The 20,525-nt window shown below is 48.1% G+C and carries 15 protein-coding genes and 7 tRNA genes; 16 read left to right on the top strand and 6 right to left on the bottom strand.

From position 1 onward, the window contains the following. Window positions 1–17 precede the first annotated feature (17 nt). Window positions 18–491: a hypothetical protein gene (locus ACN0R8_RS02425; RefSeq protein WP_417594711.1), complete on the top strand. Its 474-nt coding sequence runs from the start codon at window positions 18–20 to the stop codon at window positions 489–491. A 159-nt stretch (window positions 492–650) separates the two neighbouring features. On the opposite strand, the gene ACN0R8_RS02420 is transcribed toward ACN0R8_RS02425, so the two are convergent. From ACN0R8_RS02420 to ACN0R8_RS02400, 5 genes are all read right to left on the bottom strand, one after another. Then, entirely contained in the window at window positions 651–1,109 is a 459-nt protein-coding gene (locus ACN0R8_RS02420) for an NfeD family protein (RefSeq protein ID WP_417594709.1), read from the bottom strand. Window positions 1,110–1,111: 2 nt separating this feature from the next. Then, on the bottom strand, window positions 1,112–2,056 hold the full coding sequence (locus ACN0R8_RS02415) for an SPFH domain-containing protein (protein ID WP_417594707.1): 945 nt from the start codon (window positions 2,054–2,056) through the stop codon (window positions 1,112–1,114). A gap of 203 nt (window positions 2,057–2,259) precedes the next feature. Then, entirely contained in the window at window positions 2,260–4,863 is a 2,604-nt protein-coding gene (gene acnB, locus ACN0R8_RS02410) for a bifunctional aconitate hydratase 2/2-methylisocitrate dehydratase (protein WP_417594705.1), read from the bottom strand. Between the two features lie 197 nt (window positions 4,864–5,060). Further along, complete coding sequence (locus ACN0R8_RS02405) at window positions 5,061–5,777, bottom strand: UDP-2,3-diacylglucosamine diphosphatase (protein ID WP_417594703.1); 717 nt, start codon at window positions 5,775–5,777, stop codon at window positions 5,061–5,063. Window positions 5,778–5,956: 179 nt separating this feature from the next. Continuing rightward, window positions 5,957–6,454, bottom strand: coding sequence for a peptidylprolyl isomerase (locus ACN0R8_RS02400; RefSeq protein ID WP_417594701.1), 498 nt, complete (start codon window positions 6,452–6,454; stop codon window positions 5,957–5,959). Window positions 6,455–6,773: 319 nt separating this feature from the next. Here ACN0R8_RS02400 and ACN0R8_RS02395 point away from each other — a divergent pair, with 319 nt between their 5' ends. Both ACN0R8_RS02395 and cysS read left to right on the top strand, forming a co-directional pair. After that, window positions 6,774–8,456 (top strand): glutamine--tRNA ligase/YqeY domain fusion protein, encoded by a 1,683-nt coding sequence (locus tag ACN0R8_RS02395; RefSeq protein WP_417594699.1) that lies wholly within the window; start codon window positions 6,774–6,776, stop codon window positions 8,454–8,456. Between the two features lie 5 nt (window positions 8,457–8,461). Continuing rightward, the gene (gene cysS / locus ACN0R8_RS02390) at window positions 8,462–9,847 is read left to right on the top strand and encodes a cysteine--tRNA ligase (RefSeq protein ID WP_417594697.1); all 1,386 of its coding nucleotides are present in this window, start codon (window positions 8,462–8,464) and stop codon (window positions 9,845–9,847) included. A gap of 105 nt (window positions 9,848–9,952) precedes the next feature. Here cysS and folD read toward each other — a convergent pair whose 3' ends face one another. Next, window positions 9,953–10,810: a bifunctional methylenetetrahydrofolate dehydrogenase/methenyltetrahydrofolate cyclohydrolase FolD gene (gene folD / locus ACN0R8_RS02385; protein WP_417594695.1), complete on the bottom strand. Its 858-nt coding sequence runs from the start codon at window positions 10,808–10,810 to the stop codon at window positions 9,953–9,955. A gap of 222 nt (window positions 10,811–11,032) precedes the next feature. Between folD and ACN0R8_RS02380 the strand changes: the two genes are divergently transcribed. The 13 genes from ACN0R8_RS02380 to ACN0R8_RS02320 all read left to right on the top strand — a co-directional run bounded on the left by ACN0R8_RS02380 (window position 11,033) and on the right by ACN0R8_RS02320 (window position 20,458). Next, a tRNA-Pro gene (locus ACN0R8_RS02380) sits at window positions 11,033–11,109 on the top strand. A 16-nt stretch (window positions 11,110–11,125) separates the two neighbouring features. Further along, window positions 11,126–11,202 (top strand) — tRNA-Arg (locus ACN0R8_RS02375). A gap of 47 nt (window positions 11,203–11,249) precedes the next feature. Further along, a tRNA-His gene (locus ACN0R8_RS02370) sits at window positions 11,250–11,325 on the top strand. A 57-nt stretch (window positions 11,326–11,382) separates the two neighbouring features. Then, window positions 11,383–11,459, top strand: a tRNA-Pro gene (locus tag ACN0R8_RS02365). Window positions 11,460–11,484: 25 nt separating this feature from the next. Next, window positions 11,485–11,560 (top strand) — tRNA-His (locus ACN0R8_RS02360). Window positions 11,561–11,589: 29 nt separating this feature from the next. Continuing rightward, window positions 11,590–11,666, top strand: a tRNA-Pro gene (locus ACN0R8_RS02355). Between the two features lie 239 nt (window positions 11,667–11,905). Continuing rightward, window positions 11,906–13,225, top strand: coding sequence for a trigger factor (gene tig / locus ACN0R8_RS02350; RefSeq protein ID WP_417594693.1), 1,320 nt, complete (start codon window positions 11,906–11,908; stop codon window positions 13,223–13,225). A 79-nt stretch (window positions 13,226–13,304) separates the two neighbouring features. Further along, window positions 13,305–13,922 carry an ATP-dependent Clp endopeptidase proteolytic subunit ClpP gene (clpP, locus tag ACN0R8_RS02345; protein WP_417594691.1) on the top strand — a complete coding sequence of 206 codons (618 nt, stop codon included), beginning with the start codon at window positions 13,305–13,307 and terminating at the stop codon, window positions 13,920–13,922. A gap of 65 nt (window positions 13,923–13,987) precedes the next feature. Further along, on the top strand, window positions 13,988–15,271 hold the full coding sequence (gene clpX, locus ACN0R8_RS02340; RefSeq protein WP_417594689.1) for an ATP-dependent Clp protease ATP-binding subunit ClpX: 1,284 nt from the start codon (window positions 13,988–13,990) through the stop codon (window positions 15,269–15,271). A gap of 220 nt (window positions 15,272–15,491) precedes the next feature. After that, window positions 15,492–17,915, top strand: a complete 2,424-nt coding sequence (gene lon / locus ACN0R8_RS02335; protein WP_417594687.1) for an endopeptidase La — start codon at window positions 15,492–15,494, stop codon at window positions 17,913–17,915. Between the two features lie 117 nt (window positions 17,916–18,032). Further along, window positions 18,033–18,305 carry an HU family DNA-binding protein gene (locus ACN0R8_RS02330; RefSeq protein ID WP_078318984.1) on the top strand — a complete coding sequence of 91 codons (273 nt, stop codon included), beginning with the start codon at window positions 18,033–18,035 and terminating at the stop codon, window positions 18,303–18,305. A 24-nt stretch (window positions 18,306–18,329) separates the two neighbouring features. Beyond that, window positions 18,330–18,406: transfer RNA gene (locus ACN0R8_RS02325), tRNA-Asp, on the top strand. A 192-nt stretch (window positions 18,407–18,598) separates the two neighbouring features. After that, complete coding sequence (locus ACN0R8_RS02320; protein WP_417594685.1) at window positions 18,599–20,458, top strand: SurA N-terminal domain-containing protein; 1,860 nt, start codon at window positions 18,599–18,601, stop codon at window positions 20,456–20,458. The last annotated feature ends 67 nt before the right edge of the window (window positions 20,459–20,525 follow it).

Genomic DNA, 20,525 nt, shown 5'->3' with positions numbered 1-20,525 from the left:
ATAGAGGGAGATATTTTGTGAAATACACGATCGAAAATATTGAGTTGGTTTTAGAGGCAAAGTTAAAACAACTGGCCGAAGAACTCAGCGTAAATGATGCTGTTGCTGGCCGTGGGCTGAGAATTGTTGATCTGGGTGTTTTCCCATGGTTTCAGACCATCGAGATCTCCTTTCTGTTTGAGGGTGACAAGATCATCGGTATGGATGACATCGCGGCAGATGATGAGATCGCCGACTGGCCTTTTTATGATTTATCCGGCATTAACGAAGGTCGCTGGCCGGAAGCAGAGGCTCTGGCCGCTGATCTGGCTGGTATCTGGAATGATAGCGACAACCCGGAGCTGCCCCCGTTTTTGCATGACTTTGCTAAGGCGTGCCAATCACCCAGGTTAAAACAGGCGCTGTCTGGCCTAAATCTGGCGGATGATTTTACCTTCCAGATCTTAAACGCTGATCTGGATGACAGTCCGAATTATTGTGAGTGGAATTAGCTTTACATTCAACATGTCATGGGCGTCACCCGTTGATAGGGGGGGCTGGGAGAGCAACGGTTGATGCTCTGCCCAGCCATCAGGTGATGATGAGTCGACTGAGTAACGGGCTACGGCTGAACTGGTGCTTCGGGTTTGCAAATAACCCAAATTATAGGGCTATCCTGCTACAGCATCGACCCAAAGTACACCTACCTCTATCTTGGAAATATAGACATGGGTGCCTTTTTCTAAGGGTTGCAGGCTTTTCAGCTTCCAACTAATACCTGAATATTGGTATAGGGTCTCACCTTTAATATCGACATCAGACTCCAGAACGAAGCTGTGATCAGCAAAGTCGGTTTTAACCTGTTTCTCATCGGTCTTTGACTGAGCGGCTTTCAGTGGTTTCCAGAGTGCAAGGCTCAGTAATGCGGTCAGAACAGCATTTGACCAGAAGGCTGCACTGCCATTGTCAGGGAGTATGCCTGCAGTCATCAGGCCACCAGTGATGAGCAAAGACAAGCCAAAGAAGAAAAGTACAAAAGTTGAGAAACCCAGTACAGCAACTTCAATAATCAGTGCGATGGCACCGAGAACCATCAGGGACTCAGCCAGATTCTGCAACAGAAACTCCATAGTTACCCCTGTTGCTTGCTGTTCAGTGAGTTAATGATAGACATAGACGAGGCAACAAGAGCGCTGGCATCGGTTCCACCATCGGGCAGAAGAACCACAGAGCTTTCTTTGGCAATGGCTTGCTTAGCCTCGATCGCTTTGGTTGCCAGATCCAGCTGAATCGCTTTCTGACCCTGCTCAGTATTTGCCGCTTCACCGACTTTGCGCAGCGCTTCAGCCTGAGCATCTGCTACTGCGAGAATGGCTTCAGCCTCACCATGAGCTTGCAAAATTTGCTCGGTTTTATCAGCTTCTGCAGCCAGCACTTGAGCCTGCTTTTTACCTTCAGCAACATTAATAGCGGCCTGTCGGTCACCTTCAGACTCCAGAATCTGGGCGCGCTTAACACGCTCAGCTTTCATCTGGGCTTCCATCGCTTCCATTACCGAATTAGGTGGCACGATATCCTTGATTTCGTAGCGCAAAACCTGAATTCCCCAAGGCTCTGCCGCCTGGTTGATGGAAGATACGATATTGGCATTCAGAAGATCCCGTTCCTCAAAGGTTTTATCCAGCTCCATTTTACCAAGCTCCGAGCGCATGGTGGTCTGGGCCAGCTGAGTTACTGCAAATACGTAGTCGTCGACGCCATAGGTTGCCTTGTAAGGGTCAAGAACCCGGAAGTAAAGCACACCGTCAACCACCAGGGATATGTTGTCTTTGGTGATTGCGCTTTGCGAGGGAACATCAACGGCTTGTTCTTTCAGGCTGCGCTCAGCTGCTATACGGTCGATGAAAGGGATAATAAAGTTCAGCCCGGCTTCCTTGGTGGACTGATATTTACCGAAGCGCTCAACCAACCATGCTTGGTTTTGGGGGACAAATTTAATGCTGCTTTTGATCAGTAGCAACACCAGTATGAGTAAAATAACTTCAAAGGAGAGAAGGGTTTCAAGTAAAAGTTCCATTTAGCAATAACTCCTGCAGTTAAGAAAGTTAAGTCTGCTACGGTTTTAGCATGACAATTACAGATTCTAACACCTGAAAGCGGATAGAGATGCAATATCATTCGTTTTTATAAAGAGCAAATAAACAGCCTGTTTTTTATGGCAAAAAAAACCCCGGCAATGCCGGGGTTTTCTGGTTCAGTGTCTTTTCTGACAGGTCAGAATTAAGCTTCCTGCGCCAGTGGGATGAACTTAGATGCAGCCGCCTGATAAGTGGCGATCTGATCAAAGTTCAGGTAGCGGTATACGTCTTCAGCCATAGTATCCAGCTTCGCAGTATACTCCATGTACTCTTCAACTGTAGGCAGTTTACCGGTTAGGGCCGCTACAGCAGCAAGCTCTGCAGAAGACAGGTAAACGTTAGCGCCAGTACCCAGGCGGTTCGGGAAGTTACGGGTAGAGGTCGATACGACAGTGGTGTTGTCGCCAACACGTGCCTGGTTACCCATACACAGAGAACAACCCGGCATCTCCATACGTGCACCAGCTTTGCCGAAGATGTTGTAGTAACCTTCTTCAGTCAGTTGAGCCTGGTCCATCTTAGTTGGAGGTGCGATCCACATACGGGTAGGCAGCTGCTGACCTGCTGCATCCAGCAGTTTACCAGCGGCACGGAAGTGGCCGATATTGGTCATGCAGGAGCCGATGAAGACTTCGTCGATTTTCTCGCCAGCCAGCTCAGATAGCAGCTTCACGTCATCCGGATCATTCGGGCAAGCCAGAATAGGCTCTTTAACGTCATCCAGATCGATTTCAATAACAGCTGCGTAGTCCGCATCCGCATCGCCTTCCATCAACTGAGGGTTTGCCAGCCAGTCTTCCATGCCTTTGATACGACGCTCAATGGTACGTACATCGCCGTAGCCTTCTGCAATCATCCACTTAAGCATGGTGATGTTAGAACGCAGGTATTCAGCGATTGGCTCTTCGTTCAGCTTGATAGAGCAAGCAGCTGCAGAACGCTCTGCTGCAGAATCAGACAGTTCGAACGCCTGCTCAACTTTCAGGTTAGGCAGACCTTCAATTTCCAGAATACGGCCAGAGAAGATGTTTTTCTTACCCGCTTTAGCAACGGTCAGCAGACCTTGCTTGATCGCGAAGTAAGGAATCGCGTTAACCAGATCACGCAGAGTAACACCCGGCTGCATTTTTTCGCCTTTGAAGCGAACCAGTACAGACTCAGGCATATCCAGAGGCATAACACCTGTTGCTGCTGCGAATGCAACCAGACCAGAACCTGCTGGGAAAGAGATACCGATTGGGAAGCGGGTGTGAGAGTCACCACCTGTACCTACAGTATCAGGCAGTAGCATGCGGTTCAGCCAGGAGTGGATAACACCGTCACCAGGGCGCAGGGATACACCGCCACGGTTCATGATGAAGTCTGGCAGAGTGTGGTGCGTATTCACGTCAACTGGTTTAGGATAAGCCGCTGTGTGGCAGAAAGACTGCATGGTCAGGTCTGCAGAGAAGCCCAGGCATGCCAGATCTTTCAGTTCGTCACGGGTCATAGGACCAGTGGTATCCTGAGAGCCAACAGTGGTCATCTTAGGTTCTACGTATGTGCCAGGGCGAACGCCTTCAACACCACACGCTTTACCTACCATCTTCTGAGCCAGAGAGTAACCTTTACCGGTATCTTTTGGTTGCTCAGGGCGTTTGAACAGGTCGGTAGGACCTTGCGCCAGGAATTCACGGGCTCTTTCCGTTAGGCCACGACCAATGATCAGTGGGATACGGCCGCCGGCACGAACTTCGTCCAGCAGAACCTGAGTTTTCAGTTTGAAAGTAGAAACAACTTCGTCAGTGCCATGCTTGCACACTTTACCTTCATATGGGTAAACGTCGATTACGTCGCCCATGTTCAGGTTTTCTACGTCCATTTCGATCGGTAGTGCGCCTGCATCTTCCATCGTGTTATAGAAGATAGGAGCGATCTTGCCACCGAAGCAGAAGCCACCCGCGCGCTTGTTAGGAACATTCGGGATTTCGTCACCGAAGAACCACAGAACAGAGTTAGTCGCGGACTTACGGGAAGAACCGGTACCCACAACATCACCAACATAAGCAACAGGGTGGCCCTGATCCAGCAGTTCACGGATCTGTTTGATTGGGCCTTGAACACCTTGCTCGTCAGGGTTGATGCCATCACGTTCCATTTTTAGCATCGCCATAGCGTGCTTAGGAATATCAGGGCGGGTGAACGCATCCGGTGCAGGAGACAGGTCGTCGGTGTTTGTCTCGCCGGTTACTTTAAATACGCTCAGAGTGATCTTTTCAGCCAGCTCTGGTTTGGAGGTGAACCATTCGCCTTCAGCCCAGGACTCGATGACGCCTTTAGCGATCTCGTTGCCTTCTTTTGCTTTGTCAGCAACATCATGGAACGCATCAAACATCAGTAGAGTGTGCTTCAGCTCTTCAGCCGCTGCTTCACCCAGATCTGCATCATCTAGCAGGCTCACCAGTGTTTCGATGTTATAACCACCCTGCATAGTGCCCAGCAGTTTAATCGCATGTTTCTTGTCGATCAGTGGAGAGGATGCTTCACCCTTGGCAATGGCCGACAGGAAGCCCGCTTTAACGTATGCAGCTTCGTCTACACCAGGCGGTACGCGATTGGTGATCAGGTCCAGGATAAATTCTTCTTCACCTGCTGGTGGTGTTTTCAGCAGTTCAATCAGTTCCGCGGTTTGTTCAGCGTTAAGCGGCTTAGGTACAACACCTTCAGCGGCGCGCTCTTCTACGTGTTTGCGATATGCTTCAAGCACGGTAAGACCCTCATCAGTTTATGCCCCGACCCACAGTAAAAAGACAGTTTATTACGTGAAATCAAAGCGTTCGATGTATTCATCGACCTTCTTATTCGGTGGCACGATTCTAAATTAAAATGTCGACAATGTTAAGTTGGGTGACAAGGGTATAGAGTTCAACTTTGGTCGTTGATCCCGGTCACTATGGCTGAAATTCAAGTAATATGCGTGAACTGGCATAGTTCAGGCGTGCCGCTATCCTTGATTTCTGCATACCAGATCTCATGATCCCAGTCCGAGAGTGTCACCCGTTTATGGCCCTGCTCTGCTACAGCTCGAATACCGGGTTTATGGGTATGGCCATGGATCAGTACATCGGCCTGGTTAGCCTCAAGCAAAGCATTAACGGCGTCATCATTAAGGTCCGTCAGTTCATAGCCTGCTTGATGCTCTTTGCTTTGCGCCCGTGCCTGTTCGGCAAAGGCCGTGCGCTCTTCAAGAGTCTTATTGAGAAAGTCTTGCTGCCATTGCGGGCTGCGCAGTACTTGCCTGACTTTTTGGTATTCCGTATCCGTGGTGCATTCGGCATCCCCGTGACAGAGAAGAATACTGGTGCCCGGGAGTTTGTAGGGCTCTTCGATAAGTCGCATTCCTGCCTGTTCGCAGTAACTTTTTCCCACAAGAAAGTCCCGGTTGCCAACCATAAAGTAGAGATCGGTTTTGTGCTTCTCTTTAAGATTTTTCAGGTGAGTTGCGACGTTGTGCGATAGCTCGCTGATCGCATCATCCCCGATCCAGTACTCGAAGAAGTCACCGAGGATATAGAGCTCGTCAGCCAGGGCTGCCTTTTGATCCAGAAAAGCGAAAAACGCCTGAGTGGTGAGGGTGTTGAGATCTTTCAAATGTAAGTCAGAGATAAAAAGTTGTTTCATGGCGTTCTGTCACTTTGGCCTGGTGTTGTATTAAAAGGGTGCTGTTGTTCAGTTTATTACTGATACTCTGCGGCTTCTAATTCTCAGGTAAAAAAAAGAGCCGAGAGCGGCTCTTTTTTTGGCTTTCTTTATTTACCTGGAAAGTAATTAAAGAGGCTGGTCTGACAGGTGAGGCGGGGTTACGCTTCGATGAGCTCCGCAGACTCGATAACAACAGCCTCAGCCGGAACATCCTGGTGGCCAGCTTTAGAGGTCGTTTTGACTTCTTTAATCTGATTGACTACTTCCATGCCTTCCACGACTTTTCCGAATACACAGTAACCCCAGCCCTGCATATCTTTGCTGGTATGGTTCAGGAAGGTGTTGTCCGCAACGTTGATAAAGAATTGGGCAGAAGCAGAGTGAGGGTCCATAGTGCGGGCCATGGCCAGAGTACCTGTTTCGTTGGATAGGCCGTTGTCAGCTTCATTCTCAATAGGGTCGTTAGCTTCTTTTTGCTGCATGTCAGTGTCAAAACCGCCACCTTGAACCATAAACCCATTAATGACGCGGTGGAAAATGGTGCCATTGTAGTGGCCGCTGGTTACATACTCTTCAAAGTTTTTTGCAGTTGCCGGCGCTTTCTCATAATTCAGCTCAATTGTGATGTCACCGAAATTAGTATGCAGAACAATCATGGTATGACCTTATCTTGTTGTTTAATCAGCAAGCCAATTCAAAGTAGCTCGCATCATTGATACGTTAAACAGGATGGCTTAATGGCTCCCCGTCACGCTATAATAACGCTTTTGCGTGTTTGGCAAAAGAATCAGGCTGTTGGTTAGCGAATCAGAAGCGGTTTTACTTTATCTCTGCGCTTTAATTGACAAAATCTGCCTGAATCACCTGACCGCTGAACAGCCATTTTAGGCTTGGGTCTGAATTAACAGCCCAAATAAAAGAACGGGCGCAAGCCCTGAGAAATTCACGCGATTACCCAGAGATTTGCTAAAGATTATGAGCAACACTGAAAACACTCCTGCTCCAAATTTTATTCGTACACTGATTCAGGAAGAGCTGGCTGCTGGTCAGTATGAGCAGATCGTGACCCGTTTTCCGCCAGAGCCAAACGGCTACCTCCATATTGGCCATGCAAAATCCATCTGTCTCAACTTTGGTTTGGCCGAGCAGTTTGACGGAGGGTGTAATCTACGTTTCGATGACACAAACCCTGAGAAAGAGAGTCAGGAATATATTGACTCCATTAAAGCTGATGTTGAGTGGTTGGGGTTTCAGTGGGCCGGCAATATTCATTTTACATCTGATTATTTTGATCAGCTGTATAGTTATGCTGTTGAGCTGATCAAATCCGGAAAAGCTTATGTATGCGAGCTTAACGCTGAGCAGATGCGTGAATACCGTGGGTCACTGACCGAAGCGGGTAAGGACAGTCCGTTCCGTGATCGCTCTGTTGAGGAAAATCTGGATCTGTTTGAGCGTATGCGTACCGGTGAATTTGATGATGGTGCGAAAGTGCTTCGCGCTAAGATCGATATGTCGGCACCGAATATCAATCTTCGTGATCCGATTCTGTATCGCATCCGACGCGCCCATCACCACCAGACTGGCGACAAGTGGTGTATCTACCCTAGTTATGATTTTGCCCATGGCCAGTCTGATGCAATTGAAGGGGTGACGCACTCTATCTGTACGCTGGAATTTGAAGACCATCGCCCTTTGTATAACTGGTTTATTGAAAACCTGCCGGTACCGTCTCAGCCAAAACAGATTGAGTTTTCCCGCTTGAATCTGAACTACACCGTTACCAGTAAGCGCAAACTGAAGCAGCTGGTGGATGAAGGCCATGTGGCAAGCTGGGATGATCCTCGTATGCCGACTTTGGCTGGGCTGCGTCGTCGTGGCTATACCCCTGGATCCCTGCGTAAGTTCTGCGATATGGCGGGTGTAACCCGGAGTGATGGTGTCGTGGATGTGGCTATGCTGTATCACGCTTTACGTGCTGATCTTGAAGAAAATGCACCCCGTGCGATGTGTGTGTTAAATCCGATTAAAGTGACCATCACCAACTACCCAGAAGATCAGGTGGAAGAGTTTACGGTTCCTTCTCATCCTGCGAATGAAGCGATGGGCGAGCGTACACTGCCGTTCAGTCGCACTTTGCTGATCGATGCAGAGGATTTTATGGAAGATGCGCCGAAGAAATTCTTCCGCCTGACTCAGGGTAAAGAAGTGCGCCTGCGCAACTCATACGTTATTAAGTGTGAGGATGTGATTAAGGATGAGCAGGGCGAAGTGGTTGAGCTTCTGTGTACATACGACCCTGAGACCTTAGGTAAAAACCCGGAAGGCCGTAAGGTGAAAGGTGTTATTCATTGGGTTTCTGAGCCCCATGCTGTGCCTGCAGAAGTGCGTCTTTATGAAAACCTTTTTACTGACCCGAACCCGGACGGCAATAAAGAGGTGGACTTTCTGGAGTATGTTAATCCTGAGTCTTTGGCAGTGACAACGGGGTATTGTGAGCCTGGCTTGCTGACCGCTGCGCCTGAAGACCGTTTCCAGTTTGAGCGTGTCGGTTACTTCTGTGCAGATCGTTTTGACCATGGCAAAGATGACAAACTGGTATTTAACAAGACAGTTGGTCTTAAAGACAGCTGGGCAAAAATTCAGAAGAAGGGATAATTGGAATGTTACAGATCTACAACACCATGACGCGCAAGAAAGAGGTTTTTAAACCGATTGATGCGAATAAGGTACGCATGTATGTCTGTGGCATTACGGTTTATGACCTGTGCCATATTGGTCATGCGCGGGTGATGGTGGGGTTCGATATGATTACCCGCTATCTGCGTCATCGTGGTTACGATGTAAACTATGTGCGTAACATCACCGATGTGGATGACAAAATTATCCGTCGTGCTGGTGAAAATGGTGAGCCCGTTGAGGCCCTGACTGAACGCATGATTCAGGCGATGCATGATGACGAGGATCGCCTGAATGTACTGCGCCCAGATCATGAACCACGTGCTACTCATCATATGCAGGATATTCTGAATATGGTGCAGACCCTGATTGAAAAAGGTTTTGCTTATGCGGCAGATAACGGTGATGTCTATTATCGGGTTAATAAATTCGATGGTTACGGTAAGCTGACCAATCGTAATCTGGATGATATGCAGGCCGGTGCCCGTGTTGATGTGCAGGATGCCAAAGAGAATCCGATGGATTTTGTGCTCTGGAAAGCTGCCAAAGAGGGTGAGGTCAGTTGGGAATCACCTTGGGGGAATGGGCGTCCGGGTTGGCATATTGAGTGCTCAGCGATGTCCACTTGCTGTTTGGGTAATCATTTTGATATTCATGGCGGCGGTCCGGATCTCCCGTTCCCGCATCATGAGAATGAGATCGCCCAATCGGAAGCGGCTACCGGTGAAACCTATGCGAATACCTGGATGCATGCCGGTGCCGTACGTGTTGATCAGGAGAAAATGTCCAAGTCTTTGGGTAACTTTTTCACCATTCGGGATGTACTGGAAAAGTACAATCCTGAGGTGGTGCGTTACTTCCTGTTATCCAGCCATTACCGCAGTCCGATCAATTACTCGGAAGATGGTTTGAAGTCTGCTCGCCAATCTTTGGAGCGTTTTTATACAGCGCTGCAGGGGGTTGAAGCGGCAGATATTAAACCTGAAAGCGAGTGGGTTGAACGCTTTAAAACGGCAATGGACGATGACTTTAATACGGCGGAAGCCTTTGCTGTGTTATTTGATCTGGCTAAGCATCTGAATATTGCCAAAAAAGAGGGTGATATGGCGGCGGCTGCTCAGCTGGCTGGTACGCTTCGCTTATTTGGTGATGTGCTGGGGCTTTTTTGGCAGGATGCGGATGCTTTCCTGAAGGGTGAGCCGCAAAGCGGAGGCTTAACGGAAGAGTATATCGAAGCTCAGATTGAGGCTCGTAAGCAGGCGCGTAAGAATAAAGACTTTGCCGAGTCGGATCGCATTCGTGATGCGCTGGCTGAGCAAGGGGTTATTCTGAAAGACTCCCGTGAAGGTACAGCCTGGGTGAGAGAGTAATCTTACTGGTTTGTTTTTTTCTGAACTCAGTACTGAGTGCTGGGGTTGGGTTGTAATGAAAAAAGGGATGCCGGGCTGGCATCCCTTTTTTGTGAGACTGAAGGCTTATTCAGTATCATGCATCTCGGCGGCCTGAAGTGTGTTTTCAAGCAGCGCGGCCCGGGTCATCGGGCCCACTCCGCCTGGAACCGGAGTGATCCAGCCTGCCCGTGCGGCTGCAGGTTCAAATTCAACGTCGCCAATCAGTTTGCCGTCATCCTGGCGGTTAATGCCAACATCGATAACAATGGCTCCTTCTTTAACCCACTCGCCTTTAACAAGCCCGGGTTTGCCAACAGCAACAACCAGTACATCGGCTTCAGAGACTTCTTTTTGCAGGTCTTTGGTGAAACGATGGGTCACTGTAACGGTGCAGCCTGCCAGCAGTAGCTCTAGAGCCATGGGTCTGCCAACAATATTGGATGCGCCAACAATGGTCGCTTTCAGGCCGTGCATATCGCGACCAGTGCTGTTTAGGAGTGTGATAATTCCTTTTGGCGTACATGGGCGCAGAACAGGCAGGCGTTGTGCTAATCGACCCAGGTTGTAGGGATGGAATCCATCCACATCCTTATTGGGTTGAATCCGTTCAAGGATCAGGTCAGATTTGAGGTGTGCGGGTAAAGGCAGTTGCACCAGAATTCCATCAACTTCAGGATTGCTGTTCAGATCGTCAACTAGCTTCAGTAGCTCATCTTGCGAAGTGTTTGCAGGCAGGTCATAAGAAAATGATTTAAAGCCCGCTTTTTCGCAGTCAGCTTTCTTGTTGCGTACATAGACTTCCGAGGCTGGATCTTCACCAACCAATACAACGGCTAAGCCCGGTAGGCGTTTTCCATTATCTACACGTTTCTGTACTTTTTCAGAGATAGAATCCCGAATATTTTGCGCAATCTGTTTGCCATCGATAATTTTGGCGTTCATCGTTTGGAGGTGCTCCTGCCCATACTGTGTGACTGATATAGCTATTTTCGCATGTTCATCACTGCGGGGGAATATCCAAGGCTAATGTCTTGTATCTAAATGAAAATCTTAAATTTTTTTAATATTTTAGTTGACGTAAAATTCTAAGGTGTATAGAATGCGCCGCATGTTGAGGCGGCCACTCATGGAAGTCATCGAAGCATAAGTTAGTCGAAAGTAAGTCGGGATATAGCGCAGTCTGGTAGCGCGCCTGCTTTGGGAGCAGGATGTCGGGGGTTCGAATCCCTCTATCCCGACCATTTTTGAACTTGTAACGCGCCTATAGCTCAACCGGATAGAGCAACGGCCTTCTAAGCCGTAGGTTGCAGGTTCGAGTCCTGCTGGGCGCGCCAGTGTTCAGTTCGGCAGTCGCTGGATGTGTGAGCATTTAGTGTATGTGGTGAGCGTAGCTCAGTTGGTAGAGCCCCGGATTGTGATTCCGGTTGTCGTGGGTTCGAGCCCCATCGTTCACCCCATTTTTGATTGGATACTTTAAAGTATCAAAGCCTCTGTCAATTAGAGGTGTTTTAAGTCGGGATATAGCGCAGTCTGGTAGCGCGCCTGCTTTGGGAGCAGGATGTCGGGGGTTCGAATCCCTCTATCCCGACCATTATCATGCTTTTGTATGGTTTGTGGTGAGCGTAGCTCAGTTGGTAGAGCCCCGGATTGTGATTCCGGTTGTCGTGGGTTCGAGCCCCATCGTTCACCCCAGTTCTCTTCGGGATCTGGTTTTTGTATGTCGGGATATAGCGCAGTCTGGTAGCGCGCCTGCTTTGGGAGCAGGATGTCGGGGGTTCGAATCCCTCTATCCCGACCATTTCTCTTTCTCTTCTCTTTTGGTTTTCTCCTAGTGTAACTCTTTGAATTTTATTGTTTTTATTTACTTTTTAGTGAATAGTGTTGCTAGAATGTCTAGAGTTAACATTTTTTGTATTTCTTTTGTCATCTTATGACCTGTAAGAGCGATAACCGCTTGCTTGCGAGTGTTTCTGCTCTTAAAATCTCATTCTTTCAGCTTATCTATAAAGAAGCATTAAAGTATTGCGAGGATTTTTCATGCAAGTTTCCGTTGAAACGACTTCTGGTCTTGAGCGTCGCGTCACAATTCAGGTGCCAGCAGCGCAAATTGATGAAGCAGTTGAGGAGCGTCTTAAACAGACTGCTAAAAGCGCACGTATCAACGGCTTTCGTCGTGGCAAGGTGCCAATGAGCCACCTGCGTCGTCAGTATGGCAGCGAAGTACGTGCTGAGGTTGTTTCTGAAGTTATGCGTACCCAGTACGTTGAAGCAATCACACAGGAAAAACTGAACCCAGCCGGTTACCCTGAAATTGATGCTTCTGTAAATGAAGCAGGCAAAGACCTGGAATTTGTTGCAACTCTGGAAGTTTACCCGGAAGTTGAAGTTGGTTCTGTTGCGGATCTGTCAGTTGAGAAGCCTGTTGCTTCAGTTTCTGACGAAGATCTGGACAAAATGATTGAAGTTCTGCGTGAGCAACAAGCTAAGTGGAGCGAAGTTGATCGTGCCGCTACTGAGCAGGATCAGGTGAATATCGATTTTGAAGGCTTTATCGATGGTGAAGCATTCGAAGGTGGTAAAGCGGAAGGTCATGACCTGGGTCTGTCCTCCGGTACGTTTATCCCTGGTTTTGAAGCGCAGTTGGTGGGTGCTAAAGCCGGTGATGAGAAAGATGTAAACGTTACCTTCCCTGAAGATTACCAGGCTGAACAGCTGAAAGGTAAAGATGCAGTATTCAAAGTTAAAGTGAATAAAGTATCTGAGCAGCAGAAGCCTGAGCTGGATGATGACTTCTTCAAGCTTTATGGCGTAGAGGAAGGTGGTCTGGAAGCGTTCCGTGCTGATGTTAAGAAAAACATGGAGCGTGAACTGGAGCAGACTGTTAAGAGCAAAGTCAAAGAGCAGGTTGTTACCGCTCTGGTTGAACGTAACGAGTTCGATGTGCCTAAAGCTCTTGTCAGCAATGAGATTGATGCTCTGCGCCAACAGGCGGTACAACAATTCGGTGGCCCATCAAACTTTGATGCTTCTGCGTTGCCAGCAGAGCTGTTCCAGGAGCAAGCTGAAAAGCGTGTTAAACTGGGTCTGCTGATGGCTGCTGTTGTTGAAGCGAAAGAGCTGAAAGCTGATGATACTGCGCTTCGTGCGTACGTTGAGAAGCTGGCTGAGTCTTACCAGGATCCTCAGCAGGTTGTCGATTACTACATGAACAATGAGCAGATGCGTCAGCAACTGGAATCGGCAGTTCTGGAAGAGCAGGTTGTTGAAAACCTGCTGAATGAAGCAACTGTAAATGAAGTAGCAATGTCCTACGATGATGCTATTAAGCCAGCTGAGCAGAATGCTGAAGCCGCTTAATCCGCAAAGATCGTTTTGACGACTTCATAGCCTGGCCTCTATTATGGGGGTCAGGCATTTTTACGAAGGGTATATGCATATGAGCAATCCGCACGAGATTATGAATTCTGGCCTAGTGCCAATGGTTGTTGAGCAATCATCACGGGGCGAACGTGCATACGATATCTATTCACGTCTTTTAAAAGAGCGTGTTATTTTTCTTGTGGGCCCTGTTGAAGATCACATGGCCAATTTAGTCGTCGCTCAATTGCTGTTTTTAGAGTCAGAAAACCCGGATAAAGATATTCACCTGTATATCAACTCCCCAGGTGGATCTGTGACGGCTGGTATGTCTATTTATGACACCATGCAGTTTATCAAGCCGGATGTCAGTACGATGTGTATCGGCCAGGCTGCCAGCATGGGAGCCCTTCTTTTAACCGGTGGCGCGGAAGGTAAACGTTACTGTCTGCCTCACTCCCGAATGATGATTCATCAGCCGCTGGGTGGCTTCCAGGGACAGGCAACAGATATTGAAATTCATACTCGTGAGATTCTGACAATTCGCGAGAAACTGAATAAAGTCCTTTCTCATCACACGGGCAAACCGATCGATGAGATCGCTAAAGATACTGACCGTGATAACTTTATGGATGGTGAGACGGCAGTAGAATACGGGCTGATCGATAAAGTTCTGGATCAGCGAGTGCAGGGCTGATTAAGCGCTGTTGAATTTTAGTGGTGGCCCGAGGGTTGCCATGATTAAGTAAACCGAGGTAACGAATGGGCCAAAATGATTCCGGTAATGATGGCGGCAAGCTGTTGTACTGCTCATTCTGCGGAAAAAATCAGAATGAAGTTCGCAAGCTGATTGCCGGCCCTTCTGTTTATATCTGCGATGAATGCGTTGACCTGTGCAATGATATTATTCGTGAAGAGATCGCTGAAGATACCCCAGAGACTGAATCTGAGCGCCTTCCTGTACCGCAAGAGATTCGCTCAACTCTCGATGATTACGTTATTGGCCAGCCAAAAGCTAAGATGACGCTGTCTGTTGCTGTTTATAATCATTATAAGCGCCTGCGTCATGGTGGTCGGGCTAAGAGTGATGTTGAACTCGGCAAAAGTAACATTCTGCTGATTGGTCCTACCGGTAGTGGTAAAACCTTGCTGGCTGAGACCTTGGCACGGCAGTTAAATGTTCCTTTTACCATTGCTGATGCTACGACACTCACGGAAGCGGGTTATGTTGGTGAAGATGTTGAGAACATCATTCAGAAATTGCTCCAGAAGTGCGATTACGACGTAGAGAAAGCTCAACGGGGTATCGTTTATATCGATGAGATCGATAAGATCTCCCGTAAATCCGATAACCCGTCGATCACCCGTGATGTTTCCGGTGAGGGTGTTCAGCAGGCATTGCTGAAGCTGATTGAAGGCACGGTTGCTTCTGTCCCGCCTCAAGGTGGTCGCAAGCATCCGCAACAGGAGTTTTTGCAGGTTGATACCTCAAACATTCTGTTCATCTGTGGCGGTGCTTTTGCTGGGCTTGAAAAAGTGATCCAAGAGCGTTCATCCAAAGGGGGTATCGGTTTCTCAGCTGAGGTACAAAGCAAAGAAATTGATAAATCAGTTGGTGCTATGCTTCAGGATGTCGAGCCGGAAGATCTTGTTCGTTTTGGTTTAATCCCCGAGTTTGTGGGGCGTCTGCCTGTTGTTGCTACATTACAGGAATTAGACGAAGAAGCACTGGTCAAAATTCTGAGTGAACCCAAGAATGCGCTGACCAAGCAGTATGCTAAACTATTCGAAATGGAAGATGTTGAGCTAGAGTTTCGTAGTGAAGCTCTCAAAGCTGTGGCTCAGAAAGCGATGGAGCGGAAAACAGGCGCTCGAGGCCTGCGTTCTATCCTAGAGTCTGTGCTTTTGCCAACCATGTATGATATCCCTTCTGCGCAAGGCGTCAGCAAAGTTGTTGTTGATGATAATGTCATTAAAGGTGAATCAGAACCTCTGCTGATTTACAGCAATGATGATACTGATCTGGCTTCTGGTGATAAGGGCTAGATTCCGTATTCTAAAGGGGCCCTCTGGGCCCTTTTTTTTTGATTTCATGTTGCACCGCTTGCGTAGGACAAATAGTTGCTATCGTATTACAGTGAAGCTGTGCATTATTTTCTAAGTCAGATCAAAGGGTTGTATTATTTATTTACGACCCCATCTGCAAAAGATAAGTTTTTAACGTATTGGATTGGCCGGTACGTTCCGGTTTAGAGGTGGTTCTGCTATGGAGCAGAAACAAGCAAACGAAGTATTAGATACGCAGACCCTACCGCTTTTACCTTTGCGGGATGTGGTGGTTTTTCCGCAGATGGTTCTGCCTTTATTTGTGGGTCGTGAGCGCTCAATTCAGGCGCTTGAAGCCGCTATGGCTGATGGTAAGAAAGTCTTTCTGGCGGCACAGAAAGAAGCGGGTGTTGACGAGCCTTCCTCCGGCGATCTATACCGTGTAGGTACAGTGGCATCAGTACTGCAGCTGCTTAAACTTCCTGACGGTACAGTTAAGGTATTGATTGAAGGTGAAGCCCGCGCTGAGCTTAACCAGATTAACGATACTGGGGAGTTTCTTGAGGCTGAAGTCTCTTTGCATGCGCTGGATGCGCTAAGCGAGCGGGAAGCCGAGAGCTTGTGCCATGTACTGATGAACCAGTTTGAGCAGTACACTAAGCTCAGCAAAAAGGTTCCGGCAGAAGTTCTGACATCACTGAAAAACATTACAGACCCAAGTCGGCTGGTCGATACGATGTCGGCACACCTTTCTCTGAATGTCGCTGAAAAACAGAAGTTGCTCGAATCTGAAAGTGTGCGGGATCGCATTGAGCAGCTGATGACCTATATCGAGACTGAAATAGATCTGCTTGAGGTTGAGAAGCGTGTTCGTGGCCGTGTTAAGCAGCAGATGGAGAAAAATCAGCGCGAGTACTATCTGAATGAGCAGATGAAAGCAATTCAGAAAGAGATGGGTGACCTGGAAAATGGCGCATCTGAAGTTGATGAGCTAGCTGACCGGATTGAGAAAGCCGGGATGCCAAAAGACGCAAAAGATAAGGCGTCTGCTGAGCTTAAAAAACTGAAGATGATGTCGACTATGTCTGCAGAAGCAACTGTGGTGCGTAGTTATATTGATTGGATGGTAAGCCTGCCATGGAAGAAACGCTCGAAAGTTTCCCATGATATGGAGAAGGCGGAAGAAGTTCTTGAAGCGGATCACTATGGTCTGGAAGAAGTGAAAGAGCGAATTCTGGATTACCTGGCGGTACAGAAGCGTGTTAAGAAGCTGAAAGGGCCTGTTCTTTGTTTAGTGGGACCTCCAGGTGTAGGTAAGACCTCTCTGGGGCAGTCTATCGCCAAAGCCACCAACCGCAAATATGTCCGCATGGCTCTGGGTGGGGTGCGTGATGAATCTGAGATTCGCGGCCACCGACGTACCTATATCGGTTCTATGCCCGGTAAGCTGTTGCAGAAAATGTCCAAAGTTGGCGTAAAAAACCCGCTCTTCCTGTTGGATGAGATTGATAAAATGGGTATGGATCACCGTGGTGATCCGGCCTCGGCTCTGCTTGAAGTTTTGGATCCTGAGCAGAACAGCAAATTTAATGATCACTACCTGGAGGTTGATTACGACCTGTCTGATGTGATGTTTGTTTGTACGTCTAACTCAATGAATATTCCGGGCCCTTTGCTGGATCGTATGGAAGTGATTCGTCTGCCGGGTTATACCGAAGATGAAAAACTGGCAATTTCAGAGCGTTATTTGGTCAAGAAGCAGTTTGAGCAGAACGGTCTGACAGAAAAAGAGCTTTCTTTTGACAAAGATGCCCTGCTTGAGTTAATTCGCTATTACACCCGTGAAGCAGGCGTGCGTGCCCTTGAGCGCGAGATCGCTAAGGTTTGCCGTAAAGCTGTGCGTGAAATTATCAAGCGTGGCTCTGAAGGCTTCAGTGACCCGATTGTACTGACTCAGGAAAAAATTGAAGAATATTGTGGGGTTCGCAAATTCAGTTACGGACTGGCTGATGAAGATAATCAGGTTGGTCGTGTGACAGGACTTGCCTGGACACAGGTTGGTGGTGAGCTGCTGAACCTTGAAGCGGCTTCAGTTCCGGGTAAAGGTCGCACGATTCATACCGGTTCCCTGGGAGACGTGATGAAAGAGTCTATCCAGGCGGCGATGACGGTTGTCCGTGGCCGTGCTCAGGGCTGGGGTATCGACCCGCAGTTTTATGAGAAACGTGATATTCATGTTCACGTGCCAGAAGGGGCTACCCCAAAAGATGGCCCAAGCGCTGGTATTGGCATGTGCACCGCACTGATTTCTGTTCTTTCGGGAATTCCGGTTAAAAGTACTGTGGCGATGACGGGTGAGATTACACTTCGTGGTGAAGTCCTCCCTATTGGTGGCCTGAAAGAAAAATTGCTGGCTGCCCGTCGTGGTGGTATAAAAACGGTAGTTATTCCTGAAGAGAACCGTAAGGACCTGAAAGAAGTTCCCGATTCTATTAAAGGGGAGCTTGACATTCGTCCTGTGAAATGGATCGATGAGGTGTTGGAGGTTGCTTTGGCAGAAGAACCGGTGCCTTTTGTCGCCCCTTTGGTTCCGGAAGAGGCCGCAAAGGGAAAAGATAAAGGTTCTCAGGCAAGTACTCATTAGATTACTTGACGCTACGAAGGTGTATTGGTATAAATTGCGCCTGTTTTTTTGCGTAAGCCACCAATAATCTGCGCATTTGTTTTTGGCCGCATTGGCCGTATTGTTAAGGGGTGAAGAGTGAATAAGTCTGAACTGATTGATGCGATTGCAGCGTCTGCTGATATTCCTAAAGCTGCTGCCGGTCGTGCACTGGACGCAATGATCGAAACTGTTTCTGAATCTCTGCAAAAGGGTGATTCAGTAGTATTGGTTGGCTTTGGTACTTTCTCTGTAAAAGAGCGTGCAGCCCGTACGGGTCGTAACCCTCAAACAGGTGATCCAATCGAAATTAAAGCAGCGAAAGTGCCTAGCTTTAAGCCAGGCAAAGCTTTAAAAGATGCTGTAAACTAAGGTTCACTTTAGTTTAAGAGATTTGGATCGGTAGTTCAGTTGGTTAGAATACCGGCCTGTCACGCCGGGGGTCGCGGGTTCGAGTCCCGTCCGATCCGCCAAATCGAAAAAAGCACATCTTCGGATGTGCTTTTTTTTTGTCTGAAAACTGAATCATCAGACCTGTAACTTTTTAATCCTATGAATTTGTTCGGCTAATTATTGTCTCAGCATTTTGTATTGCTGCTCAGGCAGTTATAATTAAGCTAATTTCAGCTTAAGAATTCACATTAAAACCCACAAGAGACATTTAAATGCTTCAGAACATCAGGGACAAGTCATCCAGCTGGGTGGTAAAAGTCATCGTAGGTTTTATCATTTTGACCTTTGCAATGTTTGGTCTTGACGCCATTGTTGGCGCATTCACCGGAGGGGGCGATGAAGTTGCTACGGTTAATGACAGTAAAATAAGCCGCTATGAGCTGGAGATCTCCACTCAGCGTCAGGTTCGCCAGGTTTTATCTCAAATGGGACCGGATGCGGATCCTTCTGAGTTAAATGAAAATCTGATTCGTCAGCGAGCTCTGCAGACATTAGTGAATCGCGAAGCAGCACTTCAGGCTGCAGAAGATGGTGGTCTGACAGTGAGTGAATTGCAGATTGACCGTTTGATTCTGGCTACGCCTGAATTCCGGGGCCCCGATGGCCAGTTCAGCGCTGATCAGTTCCAGGTGATGTTGCGAAATGTGGGGCTTGCTCCCCGTCAGTTCCGCGAAGAGCTTCGTAAAGATGTACTGATTAATCAGTTACAGGGTGGCGTTAGCCTGAGTGAATTTATGCCTGAGAAATATATTCGTCAGGTCATTGCTCTGGACAGTCAGACCCGTGATCTGCGTTATATCGCTTTGAAGGCAGACCAGCAGAAAGGCGTTTCGGTCTCTGAGACTGAAATAGAAACCTACTACCAGAATAATCAATCGTCTTTTGCTCTGCCAGAACGGGTGAAACTGGATTATATCCAAATCAGTCAGGATGATTTTATCTCTGATACTGAGATATCGGAAGAGGCTCTGCAGAGTGCGTATGCCAGTTACCAGCAGCGTAATGCGACCCAGGCAAGTTATTATGCGTCCCATATTTTATTGGATACCGATAGTCGTTCAGAAGAAGAAGCCGTCGCCGAGCTTGAGAGTATTAAAACACGTGTAGAGCAAGGGGAATCCTTTGCCGCATTGGCAAAAGAATTTTCTGAGGATGTGGGCTCTTCCGCAGATGGCGGTAAGTTGGGACTTGTTGAACCCGATAGCTTTGATGCTGACTTTGAGAATGCTCTTTTTGCACTCGAAGAGGGTGGTGTTTCAGAGCCTGTGGTTACTGAATTTGGTGTTCACCTCGTTTATCTTGACAAAAAAGAGACAGTTAAACAGGCATCCTACGAAGAGATGCGGCCTACCTTATTGGCGGATCTGGAGGCGAAAGAAGCGGCAGATAAATACCTGTTGATGACCGAAGAGCTGGCAAATGCAAGTTTTGCTTCTCAGGATCTTCAGGAACCGGCCTCTGAACTGAATCTGACCGTTAAATCTACGGACTTTTTCTCTGTTCAGGGTGGCGAAGGTGTTGCTTCTCATCCTGCGGTAGTTCGCGCTGCTTTTTCTGGTCTGGTGAAAGAAGAAGGCTCAAACAGTGACCTTATTGAGCTTGATGATCACAATGCTGTGGTAATTCGGGCTGTTGATGTCAAAGAGCCTTCTATTCGTCCTCTGGTAGAAGTCTCTGAGCAGATTCGTCAGACCCTGATGGTTGAGAAGCAGGTTGCCGCTGTAGAAAAAGTGGCGACTGAGCTGATCGAGAAAGCTGAAGTATCTGATCTGGCTGAAGCTGCTAAAGCCTCGAACCATGCAGTTACCTCTGCTGAGGCTGTATCGCGAGTATCGCAGGAAGTCCCTCGGGCAGTAGTTCAGCAGGCTTTTGCACAGCCTGAAGGCCGTGTTGAGAAAGTGGTTGCAGGGGATACGGTTTATCTGGTTCAGGTAACAGGTATTGAGCAGCCGGAGATGTCAGAAGAGATTGTTGCTTTCTATCAGCAAGCTATTCAGTTATCCCAGGCCCGTAACACGACCCAGCAACTTCGGGCTGCCATTACTGGCAAAGCTGAAGTGACGTACCTGTAATAATCTGAATAACAGCGTGACAAATGCCGGGGTCAGGCTTCAGCTGGCTCCGCTTTGATGAGTATAA

The sequence above is a fragment of the Oceanospirillum sp. genome, from assembly GCF_048265165.1.
Lineage (GTDB): Bacteria > Pseudomonadota > Gammaproteobacteria > Pseudomonadales > Halomonadaceae > Oceanospirillum.
The sequence above is the reverse complement of the archived record's forward strand: the minus strand, read 5'-3'. Positions and strand labels throughout refer to the sequence as shown.